Origin of the sequence: Nonomuraea sp. NPDC050663 (assembly GCF_044456985.1) — a bacterium.
In the GTDB taxonomy this organism is placed as follows: Bacteria; Actinomycetota; Actinomycetes; order Streptosporangiales; family Streptosporangiaceae; genus Nonomuraea.
Genome location: NZ_JBITGL010000004.1, coordinates 468,037 through 486,838 on the forward strand (window position 1 = coordinate 468,037; position 18,802 = coordinate 486,838).

Annotated in this window: 8 protein-coding genes; 2 read left to right on the forward strand and 6 right to left on the reverse strand. The window is 72.8% G+C overall.

The window, feature by feature from the left end:
• Positions 1-2: 2 nt before the first annotated feature.
• The gene (locus ACIBH1_RS15365; RefSeq protein ID WP_397314360.1) at positions 3-638 is read left to right on the forward strand and encodes a response regulator; all 636 of its coding nucleotides are present in this window, start codon (positions 3-5) and stop codon (positions 636-638) included.
• 105 nt (positions 639-743) lie between these two features.
• Positions 744-3,212: a PEP/pyruvate-binding domain-containing protein gene (locus ACIBH1_RS15370; RefSeq protein ID WP_397314361.1), complete on the forward strand. Its 2,469-nt coding sequence runs from the start codon at positions 744-746 to the stop codon at positions 3,210-3,212.
• An 84-nt stretch (positions 3,213-3,296) separates the two neighbouring features.
• Here ACIBH1_RS15370 and ACIBH1_RS15375 read toward each other — a convergent pair whose 3' ends face one another.
• From ACIBH1_RS15375 to ACIBH1_RS15400, 6 genes are read right to left on the reverse strand one after another with little or no spacing between them, the layout of a single operon-like run.
• Positions 3,297-4,271 carry a methyltransferase gene (locus ACIBH1_RS15375; RefSeq protein ID WP_397314362.1) on the reverse strand — a complete coding sequence of 325 codons (975 nt, stop codon included), beginning with the start codon at positions 4,269-4,271 and terminating at the stop codon, positions 3,297-3,299.
• A gap of 8 nt (positions 4,272-4,279) precedes the next feature.
• The gene (locus ACIBH1_RS15380) at positions 4,280-5,020 is read right to left on the reverse strand and encodes a thioesterase II family protein (RefSeq protein WP_397314363.1); all 741 of its coding nucleotides are present in this window, start codon (positions 5,018-5,020) and stop codon (positions 4,280-4,282) included.
• Positions 5,017-6,051 carry a Gfo/Idh/MocA family oxidoreductase gene (locus tag ACIBH1_RS15385; protein ID WP_397314364.1) on the reverse strand — a complete coding sequence of 345 codons (1,035 nt, stop codon included), beginning with the start codon at positions 6,049-6,051 and terminating at the stop codon, positions 5,017-5,019. The genes ACIBH1_RS15380 and ACIBH1_RS15385 overlap by 4 nt, the downstream gene beginning before the upstream one ends.
• Positions 6,048-7,112: a saccharopine dehydrogenase NADP-binding domain-containing protein gene (locus ACIBH1_RS15390; RefSeq protein ID WP_397314365.1), complete on the reverse strand. Its 1,065-nt coding sequence runs from the start codon at positions 7,110-7,112 to the stop codon at positions 6,048-6,050. The genes ACIBH1_RS15385 and ACIBH1_RS15390 overlap by 4 nt, the downstream gene beginning before the upstream one ends.
• Positions 7,109-12,484 carry an amino acid adenylation domain-containing protein gene (locus ACIBH1_RS15395; protein WP_397314366.1) on the reverse strand — a complete coding sequence of 1,792 codons (5,376 nt, stop codon included), beginning with the start codon at positions 12,482-12,484 and terminating at the stop codon, positions 7,109-7,111. Before ACIBH1_RS15395 ends, ACIBH1_RS15390 begins: the two co-directional genes overlap by 4 nt.
• Complete coding sequence (locus ACIBH1_RS15400) at positions 12,481-18,777, reverse strand: amino acid adenylation domain-containing protein (RefSeq protein ID WP_397314367.1); 6,297 nt, start codon at positions 18,775-18,777, stop codon at positions 12,481-12,483. Before ACIBH1_RS15400 ends, ACIBH1_RS15395 begins: the two co-directional genes overlap by 4 nt.
• Between the last annotated feature and the right edge of the window lie 25 nt (positions 18,778-18,802).

Below are 18,802 nucleotides of genomic sequence, written 5' to 3' on the forward strand. Positions count from 1 at the left end.
GCATGCCGATTCGTATCATCGTCGTGGACGATCACCCCGTCGTCCGCGATGGTCTGCGCGAGATCTTCTCCACCGACGATGCCTTCGAGGTCGTCGGCGAGGCCGCCGACGGGCCTGAGGCGCTTGCCCTGACCCGTCGCACCAACCCCGATCTCGTGCTGATGGACCTGCGCATGCCCAAGATGAGCGGGGCCGAGCTGATCCGCCGGCTGCGCGAGCAGAACCCCGGCATCAACGTGCTGGTCCTGACGACGTTCGACAACGACGGTGACGTCCTGCCCGCCATCGAGCAAGGGGCCACCGGATACCTGCTCAAGGACACTCCGCGCGTCGAGCTGCTGCGCGCGGCCCAGGCCGCCGCCCGCGGCGAGACGGTGTTGTCGCCCACCGTGGCCGGGGTGCTCCAGCAGAAGGTCCGCCCTCCCTCGCAGACGCTGAGCCGTCGCGAGCTGGAGGTGCTGGGGCTGATCGCGCGCGGCGCCACCAACCGCGAGGTGGCCGCCCGGCTGTTCATCACCGAGGCGACGGTCAAGACCCACCTGCTCCACATCTTCGGCAAGCTCGGGGTCAAGGACCGCGCCGCCGCCGTGGCCGCGGCCTACGAGACCGGCCTGCTCAAACGGGCTTCCGAGACCTGATTCTGGGGCGCCTAGGGGTGGGCCGCCCAGTCCCGCGATCCGTAGCGTGAACATGTCTGCCCTGTTCACGAGCGGACAACCCCCGGGACGAATGGAGATGGGTCCATGAACACTCTTGCCCTGGCCGACCCGCGGGCCGATCTGCCGACCGTCGGAGGCAAGGGCGAGTCCCTGGCCCGCCTGGCCCGCGCCCGGTTACCTGTTCCGCCGGGCTTCCACATCACCACCTTCGCCTATCGCGCCTACGTCGAGCACCACGGCCTGCAGCAACGCATCCTGGCCGGCGACGCCGCGCAGATCGCGGGCCTGTTCGCCACCCACGAGATCCCCCAGGACATCGCCGACGACATCCGCGCCTCCTACCTCGCGCTGGGCGACGAGCCGGCGGTGGCCGTGCGCTCGTCGGCGACCGCCGAGGACCTGCCGGGCATGTCGTTCGCCGGCCAGCAGGACACCTACCTCAACGTCCGCGGCGCCGACTCCCTGCTGGAGACGGTACGGCGCTGCTGGGCCTCGTTGTGGACCGAGCGGGCGGTGGCCTACCGCGAGCGCAACGGCGTGCCCCACGACGAGGTGGCGCTGGCGGTCGTGGTCCAGGAGCTGGTGCCGGCCGACGCCGCCGGGGTCATGTTCACCGACGACGGCGACCGCCTGACCATCAACGCCGCCTGGGGCCTGGGCGAGGCCGTGGTCGGCGGCCTGGTCACCCCCGACACGATCACGATGGACCGCGACGACCTCACGGTCGTCGCGGAGAGCGTCGCCGACAAGGACGTCATGACGGTCCGCGTTCCGGACGGCACCCGCGAGGCGCCGGTGCCCGAGGACGACCGCTGCAGGCCCGTCCTGTCGAAGGACCAGGCGGTACGGCTGGCGGGGCTCGGCATGGCCATCGAGGAGCTGTACGGCCACGCGGTGGACGTCGAATGGGCCCTCCACCAGGCGGAGCCGTACATCCTGCAGGCCAGGCCCATCACCGGCCAGCGCGAGGTGTGGAACGACTCGCTCAGGGGCGACTACCTGTGGACCAACGGCAACCTGGGCGAGGCGATCCCCAGCGTGATGACGCCGTGCACGTGGTCGCTCGTGCGGGCGTTCATCGACGAGATCATGGTCGTGGGCGAGCTCGGCGGCCATCCGTACTGCGGCAACATCGGCGGCCGGGTCTACATGAACATGAGCCTGACCGCCTCGCTCGGCAGGGCGCTGGGCATGACCAGGAAGATCCGCGACGCCCAGTTGCCGGTGTACGGCAGGGTGCCGGAGGGGGTGGAGACGCCGCTGCTGCCGATGACGCGGTGGCAGACCCTCAAGGCGGCCAAGCCGATCATGGGCGGGCGGCGCGCCATCCAGCAGCTCGTCGACACCATCCCCGAGTACGTCGCCTCGGCGACACGCGACACCGAGGCGCTCCGCGCCAAGATCGCCGTCAGCGACGACCTGCCCGCGCTCTGGGAGAACGAGATCGAGCCGCGGTTCCTGGAGTGCAACCGCATGCTGGCCGCCGCCGCCCGCCAGGACGCCGGCTCGCTGGTCTATCTCGGCGCGCGCCTGAACAAGCTGGTGGGCGAGGCCGACGCCTCCGTGCTGATGTCGGGGATCCAGGCCGGCGACGGCCGCCTGGAGAGCCTCGGACCGCTGCTCGGCCTGGCCAGGTACAAGCGGGGCGAGATCACGCGCGAGGAGTACACCAGGCGCTACGGCCACCGCTGCCCGGACGAGTTCGAGGTCTCGGTGCCCAGGCCCGTGGAGGACCCCGGCTGGCTCGACCGGCAGATCGCCGGGCTCACCGTGGACCCGGGCGAGCTGCTGAAGCGCCAGGACGAGGCGAGCAGCGCCGCCTGGAGCCGCTTCCGCGAGCGCCACCCGCGCCAGGCCGAGAAGTTCCGCCGCAAGATCGACCGGTGGGAGGCGATCGTCCGCGCCCGCGAGGAGACGCGCTCGGAGATGATGCGCGGTTTCTGGATGGTGCGCGACTTCGTCGTACGGGCCGGCCAGGTGAGCGGGCACGGCGACGACCTGTTCTTCCTGACGATGGACGAGATCATCCAGGTGCTGCGCGGATCGCGCAGGCCGCTGTCGCAGGTGGCCAAGCGCCGGGCGACCCACGAGCTGTATTCGTCGCTGCCGCGTTATCCCGGGATCATCCGCGGCCGGTTCGATCCGGAGCGGTGGGCGGCCGACCCGAACCGGCGCGGCGACGTGTTCGACGCCGAGGCGGGGGCGGCGGCGCCCTCGCAGGAGGTCACCGGCTTCCCCGGCGCGTCGGGCGTGGTGGAGGGCGTGGCCCGCGTGATCTTCTCCGTGGAGGAGGGCGACCGCCTGGCGGAGGGCGAGATCCTGGTGACGACCGTGACGAACGTGGGGTGGACGTTGTTGTTCCCGCGTGCCGCCGCGGTGGTCACCGACATCGGCGCCCCGCTGTCGCACGCGGCCATCGTGGCGCGCGAGCTGGGCATCCCCGCCGTCGTCGGGACCAGGAACGCCACCATGCTCATCCGGGACGGCGACCTGCTCAGGGTCGACGGCAGCCAGGGCACCGTGGAGGTGCTGCGGGTTCCCGCGACGGTCTGAAGCCGCTGACCGCACGACGATGGCCGCGATCCCCGGGGATCGCGGCCATCGTCGTCAGGTCAGGTCAGGTCAGGTCGGATCGGGTCAGCGGGTGGCGGTCAGCAGGTGCATGCCGAGCGGCAGCTCGACCAGCTTGCCGGGGACCAGCCCGGCGCCGTCGAGCAGCACGCGATACTCCTCCTCCGTCCGCTCCCGCCCGCCGGTCATCACCATCATGTGCAGGTCGTAGGCAAGCGGCAGGTAGGTTCCCGCGGAGACGACACGCTCGACGATCAGCAGCTGCGCGCCCTTGTCCATCGCCGCCGCGCAGGTGCTCAGCAGCCGGGCGCAGCGCTCGTCGTCCCAGTCGTGCAGGATGCGGGAGAGCAGGTAGACGTCGCCGCCGCGCGGGACCGACTCGAACAGGTCGCCCGCCACGAGCTCGCACCTGTCGAGCACCTCCATGCGCTCCAGGTGCGCCGGTGCGGTCGCCACGACCTCGGGGAGGTCGAACAGGATCCCCCGGGCCCCGGGATGGTCGCGCAGGACGGCCGCGAGCAGCGCGCCGGTGCCGCCGGCCAGGTCCACCACCGTCCTGGCGCCGGAGAAGTCGTGGGCCACGGGGACCTCGCGGAAGAACGCGGCGCCGGCCGCCATGCCGGTGTTGAAGACCGACGCCCTGTCCGGGTCGTTCGCCAGGTGGGCGAAGACCGGCCTGCCGAAGACGTGGTCGAAGGCGAGCTCGCCGGTGCGCAATGTGTGCGGCAGGCCGCGCCAGGCGGTGCCGAAGTAGTCCTCGCCGTACAGGGCCGCCAGCGGGCCGAGCCTGTCGCGCTCCAGCATGGCTCCCATCGGGGTCAGCCCGTACCGGTCGTCGTCGTCGACGTCGACCAGCCCCACCCCCGCCAGCAGGCGCAGGAGGCGGTGCAACGATCCGGCGTGGGCGCCGACGCGCAGGGCGAGCTCCGCCGGGCGCAGGCGTTGCCCGGCCAGCGAGTCGGCGACGCCGAGCCGCACGGCGGCGAAGGTCGCCTCCGCGACCCAGCCGCCGGTCAGGATCCTCATCAGGTCGTGTTCCATCGTGGTCCTTAGGGGGTGGAGGGCCAGGACATGGAGACGGTGCGGAGCACGTGCGCGAGCACCTGGTCGCGGCGTGGCACGAGGTAGAAGTGGTCGCCGTCGAGCTCGCGCACGGCGAAGCGGCCGGAGGTCAGCTCTCCCCAGCGCGCGGCCTGCCCGGGGCTTACCTCGGGGTCGCCGCTTCCGAGCATGGCGGTGACGGGACAGCTCAGCGTGCCGCCGGGCGTGTGGGTGTAGTTCTGGTCGAGGCGGTAGTCGTTGCGCGCCACCGGCAGCGTCAGCTCCCTGATCACCGGATCGGCCAGGTGGGCGGCGTCCACTCCGCCGAGCCGTACCAGCTCCTCGACGAGGTCGGCGTCGGACAGGAACGCCTGGCCGGGCCGGTGCTCGTGCGGCGCGTGCCGGCCCGAGGCGAACAGGTGCACCAGGCCGCGTCCGCGCCGTTCCAGCTCGCGGGCCACCTCGTAGGCGAGCAGGGCGCCCATGCTGTGCCCGAACAGCGCGACGGGCCGGTCGAGCAGGGGCGCCATGGCGTCGGTGACGAGCTTGGCGATGTGGTGGGCGTCGTCGATCGGGGCGTCGGCGCGCCGGTCGGCGCGGCCGGGATACTGCACCGCGCGCACCTCCACCGCGGGCGGCAGGTCGTGGTGCCAGGCGCGGAAGAAGGCGGCGGATCCGGCGGCGTGCGGGAAGCAGAACAGCCGCAGTCCCGCCCGCGGCCTGGGCTCGTAACAGTGGAACCAGCTCATGTGAACTCCGCTGAGGACAGGGGTCGGGGTGCGTCCTGGACCAGCAGTTCGGGGCGGCCGAGGGCGGTGGTGGCGTCGAGCCAGAGCCGGCTGAGCGTCAGGTGGTACTGGCCCTGGCGCAGCGGGTCGGCGCCCTGTGCTGCCGCGTCGCACAGCTCGCCCAGGGCGCGCCTGACGCCGTCCGGCCAGAGCGTTCCGACGATCTCGCGGAAGGTCGGCGCGCGCTCGGGCCCGAGGACGGTCGCGCTGGGCAGGCACAGGTGTTCGGCCTCGACGTCGAAGCGGTCCTCGGCGTCGCGGCCGACGTACATGCGCGGGCTCCACACCAGGGGGCCGTGCGTGTTGACCAGGGTGAGGTTGCCGCCCTCCGTGCCAAGGGTGATGCGGTGCAGCAGGTGGAGGTGGGCGTCGGGGTCGTTGGGCGCGATCTGGTTCTGCACCCGGAGCGTCAGCGGCACGCCGCCGATGGTGCCGGTGAGGCAGGTGAACGGGCTGGCCTGCGGGGCGGGCCCGAAGGCCCACGGCCGCAGCCCGCCGAGCGCGCGGCCGAGGATGTCGAAGAGCGCGTAGGCGACGTGCACGCTGCACGCGGCGTCGATGTAGAGGGGCTGCTGGAGCTCGCGCAGCCTGCGTGCCGCCTCGATGAACCGGCGTACCGGCTCCAGGTGCACGTAGAGCGTGTTGAGGTGGTGGACCACGCCGGCCGAGCGGGCCGCGCGCAGGCATCGGGCCAGCTCGTCGGCGTGCACGGGGTGTTCCTGGAGCACGTGGACGCCGCGCTCCAGCAGCGCCGCGGCCAGCTCGCTGCCCTCTCCCCCGACGACGCCCGAGCGCACCACGACGCAGGCCAGGTCGGCGACCTCGGGCACCTGGTCGGGGTCGGTGAGCAGCGGCACGCCGTACTCCTTGGCGTACCCGGCCGAGCGTGGGCTGCCGCGGGCCAGGATGCCCGTCAGCTCGAACGGCCCGCCGGCCAGGGCGGACAGGTAGATCTGGCCGAACTTCGTGCCGCAGACCACGACCCGCTTCACAGCGCGCCCTCCTCGAAGGCCGGTTCGGCCAGGTCGATCATCGTGATGTCGTCGGAGACCTCGATCGTGGCCACGGAGGCCAGGCCGGCCAGCACTCCCGCCGGGTCGAGCACGGCGTCGGCGTAGTGCAGGCCCGGCTCGACCTGCCCGGCGAGCACGGCGGTGGTGGCGTGCGCCACGACCGCCGCGGTGAGCGCGTAGGTGTCGGTGGTGCGCAGGGCCAGCGTGCGGGTGGCGCCGGAGCCGCTGAGCTGGAAGAGCAGCACGTAGTACGGCGTGCGCCCGGCCAGTTCGAGCTCGGCCACCCGGATGAGGTCGTCGGCCGAGACCGCGGTGCTGGAGGCGGCCATCATGCGCTCGCCGGTGACGACGTTGTACCAGCGCGCCTCGTGCAGCCCCAGCTCTTCGGCGACCCTGGCCGCCTCGGTGCTGAGGTAGGGGTAGGCGGTGACGGGCCCGTGGAAGAAGGGCAGCTCCACGCCGTTGGCCGGGGCGAGGGCGCGGGAGCGGGTGGCGCCGTCGCGCCAGGCGGCCATGGCCTCGCCGTGGCCCTCCCGCCCGGCCAGCAGGACGTCCACGGCGGCCGCGGGGGTGAGCCTGTCCAGGCCGCCGGTGTAGACGTCGAGCCGGTGGGCCCCGCCGGGGGCGAAGCGGGCCAGGTGGCGCGGCAGCAGCCCGGTGAGGCCGGGCAGCATGCCGGCGGAGAACACGGCGACGGCCCCGGCCGGCTGCGACCCGTCGAGCCGCTCGATGGCCGGGCCATCGCCCGCCGCGTCGACGTAGTCGGCTCCGGCCAGGAACGCGGCTCGTGCCACGCGGTCGAGCAGCCGGTAGGAGGGCCCGGCGCAGTTGACCACGACGCGGCAGCCGCGGCAGAACCTGGCCAGGCCGGCCTCGTCGTAGGCGTCGACCTGCCACGCCTCGCCGTGCCCGGCCAGCTCCTCCTCGACGAAGCGGCGAGCCTGCCCGGCGTCGCGCCCGCCGACCCGGATGCCGTGCGGGGCCAGCGTCCGCGCGGCCGCGCCGCCGACCGCGCCGTATCCTCCGACGATCCCGATCACGACGGGTCGCCGGTGATCAGGCGGGCGACGCCCGGCGCGTTGGCCTGGTCCAGGCAGCTGAAGTGGTCGCCGGCGATGTCGACCACGTTCAGCCGGCCCAGGCACAACTCCTGCCAGAAGCCGGTCATGTCCGTCTGGAGGGTGGGCACCAGGTTGGTCACACCGCTCTGGCGTAGGAAGGTGATGTCCCCGGCGTACGGTTCCGGCTCGTAGTGGGTGACGGCGGAGAAGCTCTGCCGGAAGACCCGGTAGGCCGGCTCCACCCGCTCAGGCGGCTGGCCCAGCGCGCGGGCGACGGCTGCCAGCCGGTCGCGATGCGGCCGGGCGGCCAGGGCGGCGAAACCCCTGCCTATCTCGGCCAGTCCGACGTCCGCGCCGGCGCCGAGCGCGGCCAGGCTGCCCTCCGGCACCTGGCCCGGCGTGATGTCCTGGACAGCGCGCAGGGCGCGGGCCAGGTCTCCGTCCGGATAGCCGAGCCCGGTGGGGTCGAGCCCGCAGGCCTGGGCGAAGCCGTACTCCAGCATCAGCTCGTCGGTGATCCGGTAGGGGAAGCGCGAGCTGCTGATGACGGTGAGGTCGTCGACGGTCGCGCCGCTCTCGGTGAGCTGGCGGGCCAGTTCGGTGGCGATCAGGCCGCCCATGCAGTAGCCGACGACGCGCACCCGGCTCAGGCCCCGCTCCAGCAGCAGCCGCGTGTAGACGCCGGCGAGCGTCGACGCGGCCTCGGCCGGGTCGAGCTCCAGGTAGAGCTCCGCGTCGTCGATCGCCAGGCCGTACAGGTCGGTGCCGGCCAGTTCCCTGATCAGCGCCCGGTAGGGGGTGAGCGTCCCGGTGCCGTCGTGGACCAGCACGCGGGCCGGGCCGTCGCCTTCCGACAGGCGGACCAGCGAGCCGGCCCGTCCGCGGGTCCGGCCGGCCGCGCGGTCCTCGCCGGCCTGGCGCAGGTGGGCGGCCAGCGCTGCGACGGTCGGCTGGTTCACCAGCTGGCGGACCAGGCTGTCCCAGTAGAAGCCGTCGGCCTCCGGCATCTCCTCGCGCACGCGCCCGGCCAGCCGGGTGACCAGCAAGGAGTCGCCGCCGAGGGCGAAGAAGTCCTGGTCACGGCCGACCCGCGGCAGGCCGAGCAGCTCGGCCCACAACGCCGCCAGGCGCCGCTCCAGGTCGTCGCGCGCCTCCTCGCCGGCAGGGGCGGCCTCTCCCGACGCCCGGGGCAGCAGGGCCGCCAGCCCGGCTCTGTCGATCTTGCCGTTGGAGGTGAGCGGCAGCTCGTCCACCACCTGGAAATGGGCGGGGATCATGTAGTCGGGCAGGCGTTCCGCCATGAAGGTTCGCAGCTCGCCCTGGTCCAGGTGCTCGCGGTCGTCGGGGAAGCGGGCGGCGAAGACGCACTGCCCCAGCCGCGCCAGCGGGCCGTCGGGCTCGGGCAGGCAGGTCATGGTGGTGGCGCCGGAGACGGCCAGCAGGTCGAGCCATTCCTCGCGGGTGATGAAGGTGCGGTCACGGCCCCGCCGTACGTCGTCGTAGTCGCGGGGGTTCATCAGGAACTCCATCGAGCTCATGATCTGGACGTGCTCGCGGGTGGTCTCGATGAACACCAGCCAGCCGCCCGGCACGAGCAGCTCGCGGAAGCGCCGCAGGACGGCGTTCGCGTCCTGGGAGTTGTGCAGGACGTTGGCGCAGAGGATGACCTCGAAGGAGTTGGGCTCGTATCCCTGCGCCCGGTAGTCGGCGTTGATGTCGAACAGGCCGTAGCGCACCCAGGGATGGTCGGCGAAGTGCTCCGCGGCCCTGGTGAGGAAGAACCTGGACAGGTCGGTGAACAGGTAGTCGACGCGGTGCCCGGCCAGCTCGGGGATCAGCTCGGCGCTGGTGCCCCCCACGCCCGCGCCCGCCTCCAGGATGCGCAGGGTGCCCCCGGCGTGCTGCTCGGCGTGCCGCTCGGCCACGCGGCCGATCACGGCGCGCACGATGCGATTGACGTAGCGGCTCAGGACGTTGTCCTTGTAGGCGCCCTCCGCGGTCTCCACCCCGGCCTCGGGGAACAGCAGGTCGCGCGCGTCGAGCTCGCCGCGCAGCAGCTCGGGCAGGTGCGCCGTGCTGACGCGCAGGAACCCGATCAGCTCGGCGCCGTAGTCGAGCCGCTCGGTCAGCTCCTCGACGCGGCGCCACAGGACCGCGGTGTCGGCCGGGGCGCGCAGGCCGCGGTAGCGTCCGGCGGGGTCGCGATCGAGGCGGCCGCGCTCGTGCAACGCGGTGAGCCAGCGCCTGACCAGCCGGTGGTGGTCGGGTTTGACCCGTGCCGCGTCGAGGATCTCCGACAAATCATGACCGGACTCGTCGGCGAACAGCCCGGCGGCGCGCAGCGCACCCGCCATGGCGGACAGCGCGATCTCGTCGAGCGTCTCGGCCACCGCGCTCACGCCCGCCAGGTCGACCCCGGCGACCGTCTCCAGCGCCGCCTCCCGCGCCGCCGCGGCGACGTCGGGTGCCGCGTGCCGCTGGGTCTTGGGTACGGCTTGCGCGAAGGCGACCAGCCGCCGTTCCAGGGGGCGATCCCCCTCGACGATCACCGTTCCCGCGGCGACGGCGGGGTGGGCCTGCAGGGCGCTTTCCACCTCGGCGAGCTCGATGCGGTGGCCGCGGATCTTGACCTGGGAGTCCTCGCGGCCGAGGAACTCGATGGTGCCGTCCGGCCGATAGCGGCCCAGGTCGCCGGTGCGGTAGAGGCGCTCGCCGTGGTGGTGGACGAAACGTTCCGCTGTCTTGGCCTCGTCGCCGAGGTAGCCCAGCGCCAGGCCCGCGCCGCCGATGTACAGCTCCCCCGGCACCCAGTCGGGGCTCGGCCGCTGGTGGGTGTCGTGGATGTGGAAGCTCTGGTTGGCCAGCGGCTTGCCGTACGGGACGCTGGGCCAGCCGGGCAGGTCGGCGCCGATGCGGTGGTAGATCGACCAGATCGCGGCCTCGGTCGCGCCGCCCAGGCTGACCAGTTCCAGGCCGGGCAGGCGCCGCCGCACGCGGCCGGGCAGCGCCAGCGGGATCCAGTCGCCGGAGAGCAGGGCAAGGCGCAGGGCGGGCAGCTCCACCTGGGGTTCGGCGTCCAGGTAGTGCTCGAGCATCTGCAGCTGCGCGGGCACCGAGTTCCAGACCGTGATCGCGTGCTCGGCGGCCAGCGCGGCCCAGTGGGAGGGGTCGCCGCGGCGCAGGGCGTCGGGCAGCACGAGCGCGGCCCCGGTGGCCAGGGTGCCGAAGACGTCGTAGACCGACAGGTCGAAGCCCAGCGCGGCCAGGCCGAACACGCGGTCGTGGGCGCCGATGCCGAAGCGGGAGCTGATGTCGTCGATGGTGTTGCGGGCGGCGCGGTGGCTGATCACCACGCCCTTGGGCGTGCCGGTCGAGCCCGAGGTGTAGATGACGTAGGCCGGTTCGTCCGGGTCGCGCTCGATCAGCGGGACGGTGGCCGCCGCGGGCAGCCGGTCGACCGCGATCCAGCCCTCCTCGGCCTGCCACGACTGGGTGAGCACCAGGCGCACGGAGGCGTCGGCGAGGATGCGGTCGCGGCGGGACCCGGGCTGGCCGGTGTCGATCGGCAGGTAGACGCCCGCCGCCAGCAGCGTGCCCAGAACCGCGACGACCTGCTCGACGCCCTTGTCCATGACCACGGCGACGATCTCGCCGGGCGAGTGCCCCGCGTCGAGCAGGGCCCGTGCCACTCCTCGCGCGCGCTCCAGCAGCTCGCCGTAGGTGAGCGTGGCAGCGCCGATGACGGCGACGCGCTCGGGGGTGCGCAGCGCCTGGGCGATCACCTCGTCGTGGAGCAGGCCGGTGGGCAGCGGGGCGGCGGTCCTGTTGACCTCGGCGCGGCGGCTCGCCTGGGCGGCGGGCAGCTCGACGGGCGACACGCTCGACCACGTCTCCTGGTCGATCAGGCGGGCGAGCAGGCCGGTGAAGGCGGCGAACATGTCGTCCACCAGCTCGTCGGGCAGCACTCCCGCGCGGACGTCCCAGTTGATCAGCAGGGCTCCGCCATGCTCCTTGACCTGGCAGTCGATCCACACCTGGGGGGTCTGGCTGATGCCGTACACCGGCTCGCCCTGCTCGGCCGCGCTCTGGCCGATGCCGATGGCGCTGGTGAACACCACGGGCATCAGCCCGGCGTCCCTGCCGCGCCTGCGGGCCAGCTCGCGGATGACCTCCACGCCGCCGCAGCGGCGGTGTTCGAGGTCGGTGAAGAGCTGCGCGCCGATGGCGGCGGCCCTGGCCGCGAACGGGGCGTCGGGCGTGGTGTCGACGGCGAGCAGGTTGAGCGAGGTGAAGTCGCCCACGACCCGGTCGATCTGGGGGTGCAGGGGCGGGCGGTCCAGCAGCGTCAGGTTGAGGGTGAAGGCCGGCTTGCGGCTCCACCGGCCGACGACCTCGGCGTAGGCGGCGAGTACGGCCTGCGACGGGGTGAGCCCGGCGGCCCCGGCTCGGGCTCGCAGCTGCGCCCACTCCTGCGGCTGGAGCGTCGACTCCCAGCGGGTGAATTTCGCGGATGTGTCCTGTCCGAGCACCGGCAGCTCCGGCGCGGGCGGGAGCTCGTCGATGCGTGACCACCAGTAGGCGCGGTCGCGGTCGTACCTGCTGCTGTCGCGCTGGGCGCGCAGGCCCAGCACGCAGTCGCGGAAGCTCACCGGCACCGGCGGCAGGTCGGCGTCCGGGTCGTCGAGCAGCCGGTTCAGCTCGGCCAGGAGCAGCTGGATGCTGACGTAGTCGGCGATGAGCAGGTCGATCGACGCGTGCAGCAGGTCGGCGGTGTCGGTGCGGGTGATCCGCAGTTCGAACAGCGGCCAGGCGCCGGCGGGGTAGACCTTGTGCGCCATCTCCTCGCGGACCGCCGCCAGCCCTTCTGTCGGGTCCACGCCGCGCAGGTCGCTGACCTGGATGTCGTAGGCGGGCACCTGGGCCAGGACGTTCTGGTGCCCTTCCGGGTGGATGACGGCGCGGAGCATGTCGTGGCGGTCGACCAGGGTGCGCCAGGCCCGCTGTGCCCTGGCCGGGTCGAGGCTGGGGTAGGCGACCTCGACGTAGCCGTGACAGGCCACGCCGCCGTAGCCGAAGGCGTCGTTGCGGCCGATCAGGTAGGCCTGCTGGATGTCGGTGAGCGGGAAGGCGTCCAGGCGCCGTTCCGGTTCCGGCCGAACGGTCTGGGAGGCCGACTCGCGGCGCAGCTGCTCGATGATCTCGGGCTTGGCTTCCTGGAGGAGGGCGCGCCGGTCCTCGGTGAGCGCCCCCTTGGGGGCGCGGAAACGCAGCCGGCCGTCCTCCTCCCACAATCTGATGCCGGCCGACTCCATGTCGGCGATCAGTCCGCGTGCGACGGGTGCCTGGGTCACAGCTCGCCCTCTTCCGTGTCGTGGTCGTCGTCAATCGACAGGGCGCAGTCGGCGATGGTGGGAGCGGCGAAGAAACGCCTCAGCGTCACCTCCACGCCGAGCCGCTGCCGGGCGAGCTCCGCGAAGCGGGTGGCGAGCAGGGAGTCGCCGCCCAGGGCGAAGAAGCTCTGGCTGCGTCCGGGTTCGGGGATCTCCAGCAGGTCGGCCCAGATGCCGGCGAGCTGTTGTTCCAGTCCTGGTTTCGGGGGGTCGTCGTCGGGTGGGGGCGCCTCGCCCGCGTCGAGGGCGGATCGATCGATCTTGCCGTTGGCGGTGAGGGGCAGCTGGTCGAGTGGTGTGATCGAGGGCGGTACGGCGTGGCCGGGCAGCCGGTCGGCCAGGAACGCGCGCAGACCTTCCGGGTCCAGGCCGGAAGGGGTGACGAAGGCGGCCAGACGTCGTTGTCTGCGCTCGCCCACCGCGATCACCACCGCCCGGTCCACCAGCGGATGGGCCTCCAGAGCGGCTTCCACCTCGCCCAGCTCCAGCCGGTGGCCGCGGATCTTCACCTGATGGTCGGCCCGGCCCAGGAACTCCAGCGTCCCGTCCGGCCAGTACCGGCCCAGGTCACCGGTGCGATACCAGCGCCGCCCGCCGTACTCCACGAACTTGGCCGCCGTCGTCACCGCATCACCCCGATAACCGCGCGCGACTCCCGCGCCGCCGATCCACAACTCGCCCGCCACCCAGTCCGGGCAGTCCCGGCCCCGGCCGTCGACCACCCGGAAACACTGGTTACGCAACGGCAGGCCGTACGGGACCGACGACCAGTGCGCCGGGACGTGGCTGACCTCCCAGGCGTTCGACCAGATCGCCGCCTCCGTCGCACCGCCGAGCGCGACCAGCCGGCAACCGGCCGGCAGCCGGGCGTGCAGGTCCAGGCCCACCCAGTCACCCGACACCAGCGCCAGTCTGAGCCGGGAGGGGAGGTCGTCCGTGGCCGACAGGAGCATCTCGAGCAGGGTGGGCACGCTGTTCCACACGGTCACGCCGTGGTCGGTGCACAGCCGCGCCCAGCGTTGCGGGTCGCGGCGTTCGTCCTCGCCGATCAGCACCACCGCGCCACCCACCGACAGCAGGCCGAACAGGTCGTACACCGACAGATCGAAATCGAGCGCCGAGACGGCCAGCACCCGGTCGTCGCCGCCCACACCCCAGCGGGCGTTGACGTCGGCGACCGTGTTCATCGCCGCCCGATGCGACACCTCCACCCCCTTCGGCACACCCGTCGAACCCGACGTGAAGATCACGTAGGCCGAGGCGTCCGCGGGTACACGGATCGGCTGGTCCAGCGGAGGCCCGTCGAATACCTCGGTGAGGACCAGCACCGCTCCCGCCCGTTCGAGAATGGACTCCCGGCGAGCCGGTGGCTGGTCCACGCCGACCGGGACGTAAACCCCGCCCGCGGCCAGCACCCCCAGCACCGCCACCACCTGATCCACACCCTTCGGCAACACCACCCCGACCGCGTCACCCGGCCGCACACCCGCGTCCCGCAACCAACCGGCCACCACCAGCGCCCGCTCCGCCAGCTCGCCGTACGACACCGTGACGTCGTCGCCGACCAGGGCGGTGCGGTACGGCTCGCGGGCGGCCAGGGCGAAGAACGCCTCGTGCAGGGTGCCGTCGGGCGCGGGACCGCCGGTGTCGTTGACCCGTTCGCGGACGACCTGCTGGCCTGAGGGCAGCATGGCGGGGACCGGCGCCGACCAGTCCCCCGTCGCGAGCCACTCCAGCAGCTCCAGGTGGGCGGCGAACATCGCGTCGAGCACGCCCGGCGCGAACAGCTCCTCCACCGCGTCCCAGCGCACGAGCAGCTCGTCGCCGACCTCGGCCACCTGGTAGTCGAGCCAGACCTGCGGCGTCTGGGAGATGCCCCAGACCTGCTCGGCGAAGCCGGGTCCGCCGGCGCCGTCGGCGACGCCCAGCATGCTGGTGAAGACGATGGGCATGGCCATGTCGATCGAGCCGGAGCGCCTGGCCAGCTCGCGCATCACCCACACGGCCGAGACCTCGCCGTGTTCGAGCCCGCGCCAGACCTCTTCCTGCAGGCCGCGCGCGCTGTCGAGCCAGGCGGGGCCGGACTGGTAGGCGACGAGCATGAGCGAGGTGAAGTCGCCCAGGACGCGGTGGATGTCGGGGTGCACCTCGCGGCGGTCGAACAATGTGAGGTTGAGGGTCAGGTCGGGCTGGGCGCTCCAGGCGGACAGGACCTCGCCGAAGGCCGAGGCCAGAACGGTGGAGGCCGTCAGGTCGTGCTTCCTGGCCAGCTCGGCCACGCGTTTCCAGGCGGGCGCCGCCAGCCTGACCTCGCGGCGCACGAACCGGGGCCGCTCGATCATGCTCGGGTCGACGCGCAGCGGAGGACGCGGCGCCGCGGGCAGCTCCGGCAGGCGGCCGCTCCAGTAGGCCTCGGCCGCCTCGACCACGGCGGGGTCGGGGGCCATGCCGAGCACGTAGTCGCGGAAGGACGCCCCCACCGGCGGCAGCGTGGTGGAGAGGTCGCGGTAGAGCTGGTCGAGCTCGGCGAAGAACGTCATCGTGCTGGCCGCGTCGAGGATGATGTTGTCGAAGCTGACACCCAGCCGGACCCGCCCGTCGTCCACGGCCGCCCGCGCGTCGAACAGCGGCCAGACGGCGGGGTCGAAGACCTGGTGCGACATCTGCTCGCGCAGCTGCTCCGGGCTGGCGGCCAGGGCGATGGTGAAGGTGGGCACCTCGGGCAGGATGCGCTGGTTGCCGTCGGCGTCGAAGACGGCCCGCAACATCTCGTGCCGCCCGATCAGCAGGTTCCACGCCGTCTGCAGCCGGCCGAGGTCGATGTCGCCGTCGAACTCGGTGTAGAAGTGGCAGCCGACGCCGCCGAGCGTGAAGTGCTCGGCGCGGCCGAGCCAGTAGGCCCGCTGCACCTCGGTCGGCGGGAAGGGGTCGTGCCGGTGTACGGGATCGGCCTGCAGCGTGGCGGGCGCCTGGGCCTGCGCCTGGTCCAGGGTGAGGGTCGCGGCGAAGTCGGCCAGGACGGGCGAGTCGAAGAGCGTGATCAGCTTGGCGCCGGAGGCCTGGGCCGCGCGCAGCCGGGCGATCATCCGGGTGGCGAGCAGGGAGTCGCCGCCCAGGGCGAAGAAGTTGTCGGCCCGGTGCACGGCGGGGATCTCCAGCAGGTCGGCCCAGATCCCGGCGAGCAGGGTCTCGGCCGCGCCGACGGGCTGCTCTCCGGCCTCGGCGGAGGGAAGGTCCTCCATGCCATCGAGGGCCGAACGGTTGATCTTGCCGTTGGCGGTGAGGGGCAGCTGGTCGAGTGGTGTGATCGAGGGCGGTACGGCGTGGCCGGGCAGCCGGTCGGCCAGGAACGCGCGCAGACCTTCCGGGTCCAGGCCGGAGGGGGTGACGAAGGCGGCCAGACGTCGTTGTCTGCGCTCGCCCACCGCGATCACCACCGCCCGGTCCACCAGCGGATGGGCCTCCAGAGCGGCTTCCACCTCGCCCAGCTCCAGCCGGTGGCCGCGGATCTTCACCTGATGGTCGGCCCGGCCCAGGAACTCCAGCGTCCCGTCCGGCCAGTACCGGCCCAGATCGCCGGTGCGATACCAGCGCCGGCCGCCGTACTCCACGAACTTGGCCGCCGTCGTCGCCGCATCGCCTCGATAGCCGCGTGCGACCCCTGCGCCGCCGATCCACAACTCGCCCGCCACCCAGTCGGGGCAGTCCCGGCCGCGGCCGTCGACCACCCGGAAACACTGGTTACGCAACGGCAGACCGTACGGGACCGACGACCAGTGCGCCGGGACGTGGCTGACCTCCCAGGCGTTCGACCAGATCGCCGCCTCCGTCGCCCCGCCGAGCGCGACCAGCCTGCAGCCGGCCGGCAGCCGTGCGTGCAGGTCCAGGCCCACCCAGTCACCCGACACCAGCGCCAGGCGTAAGGACGGCGGCACACGTTCCGCCGCCGACACCAGCATCTCCAGCAGCGTGGGCACGCTGTTCCAGATCGTGACCCCGTGCCGGGAGCAGAGCTGGGCCCACCGCTGGGCGTCGCGGCGTTCGTCCTCGCCGATCAGCACCACCGCGCCACCCACCGACAGCAGGCCGAACAGGTCGTACACCGACAGATCGAAATCGAGCGCCGAGACGGCCAGCACCCGGTCGTCGCCACCCACACCCCAGCGGGCGTTGACATCGGCGACCGTGTTCATCGCCGCCCGATGCGACACCTCCACCCCCTTCGGCACACCCGTCGAACCCGACGTGAAGATCACATAAGCGGAGGCGTCCGCGGACACCCCCACGGGACGCTCCAGCGGCGGGCCCTCGGGGATGCTGTCGAGGACGTGGGTCACGCCCGCCCGATCCAGAATCGACTCCCGGCGAGCGAGCGGCTGGTCCACGCCGACCGGGACGTAAACCCCGCCCGCGGCCAGCACCCCCAGCACCGCCACCACCTGATCCACACCCTTGGGCAACACCACCCCGACCGCGTCACCCGGCCGCACACCCGCGTCCCGCAACCAACCGGCCACCACCAGCGCCCGCTCCGCCAGCTCGCCGTACGACACCGTGACGGCGTCACCGACCAGCGCGGTCCTTCCCGGCTGGTTGGCGGCCCAGGCGAAGAAGCCCGTGTGCAGGAGGCTCTCGGACACCGGACCCGCGGTGTGGTTGACCGTCTCGCGGACGAACTCCTGCTCCATCGGCAGCGTGACGGGGGCGCAGGTCTCCCAGTCGCCCGCCGCCAGCCAGTCCAGCAGGCGGCCGTAGGCGTCGAACATGGCGTCCAGCACGCCCGGCGCGAACAGCTCCTCCACCGCGTCCCACGCCAGGTGGAGCCCGTGGTCGTACTCGTTGATCTGGTGGTCGAGCCACACCTGCGGCGTCTGGGTGATCATCCATCCTGGGTCGCCGAACGCCTCGCGGACCGCGGGCACGATCAGCTCCGTGCCCAGGTTGCAGGCGAAGACCACCGGAGCTCCGGTGTGCTCGCCCTCGCGGGCCAGGTCGCGCAGGACCTCGACGCCGGAGTAGCCGGTGTGCCGGGCATCGGCGCGGAATCTGGCCTGCAGCGCCCTGGCCCGCTCGGCGAACGGCAGGTCCACCGACAGGTCGGCGGCCAGCAGAATCAGGTTGGTGAAGTCGGCCACCATGCCGGACACGTCGGGATGCACGGTCTCGTCGCGGTCGAACAGCGGCACGTTGATCAGGAAGCGCGGCTCGCCGCTCCAGGCGGCCAGGACCTCGCAGTAGGCGGTGGCCAGCACCATGGCAGGCGTGATCCCCTTGGCGCGGGCCAGCGACTCGATGCGCCGCCACGCGCCCAGCGGCAGCCACCGCTCCCTTCGCACGAACCGCGGCCGGGTGACCAGGCTCGGGTCGACCGCGAGCGGCAACTGCGGCGCCCCGGGCAGCTCGGCCAGGCGGCCGCGCCAGTACGCCTGGTCCCTGGCGTGCTCGCGCGAACGTTCCGCCTCGCGCGCGGCCAGATAGCGGGGAAAGGAGCAGCCCGGCGGCGCGGGCATGGCCGCCGGGTCCAGGTAGAGCAGGGCCAGGTCCTTGAGCAGGATCTGCAGGCCCAGCACGTCGGCGACGAGGAAGTCCACCTCGAAGTGGATCCGGCGGCGGCCACCCGGCAGCAGGGACACCTGCACGTCGAAGACCTCGCCGCGCGAGGCGTCGAACCGGCGGTGCGACAACCGCTCGCGCAGGCGCTCGGCGCCCTCGTCGTCGAGTTCGCGCACCGTCAGGCCGGGCCACGGGCTGCTGTCCATGATCTGCTGCGTGCCGTCGTCGTTGAAGCGCGCGCGCAACATGCCGTGCCGGTCGATCAGCGCGCGTACGGCCCGCTCCAGCCTGGCCGGATCGACGTCCGAGCCGTCGAACTCCAGGTAGGCGTGGCAGCCGACCCCGCCGACGACCTGGCCGTCCGCGCGGCCGATCCAGTAGGCGAGCTGGACGGGGGTGAGCTGGAACGGAGCCCGCTCGTCCACCTCCGGCAGCGCCGTCGCGGGAACGGCGGGCGCCAGCCGCGCGGCGGCCAGCGCCCACCAGGCCTGGAGCGTGAACTCCTCGGCCAGCTCCGCGAAGGCGATGCGGGCTCCCGCACGCCGCCAGCGCCCCGCCAGGCGCATGGCCCGGAGCGAGTCCAGGCCCAGGCCGACCAGATCGGCGTCGTTGCCGATCTCGGCAGGAGAGAGGGCGAGCTGATCGGCGATGTCAGCGCGCATCGACTCCATCGTCAAGGCGCCGGCTGCGATCTCATTCATTACGGGAGCCCAACCTTCGTTCGTG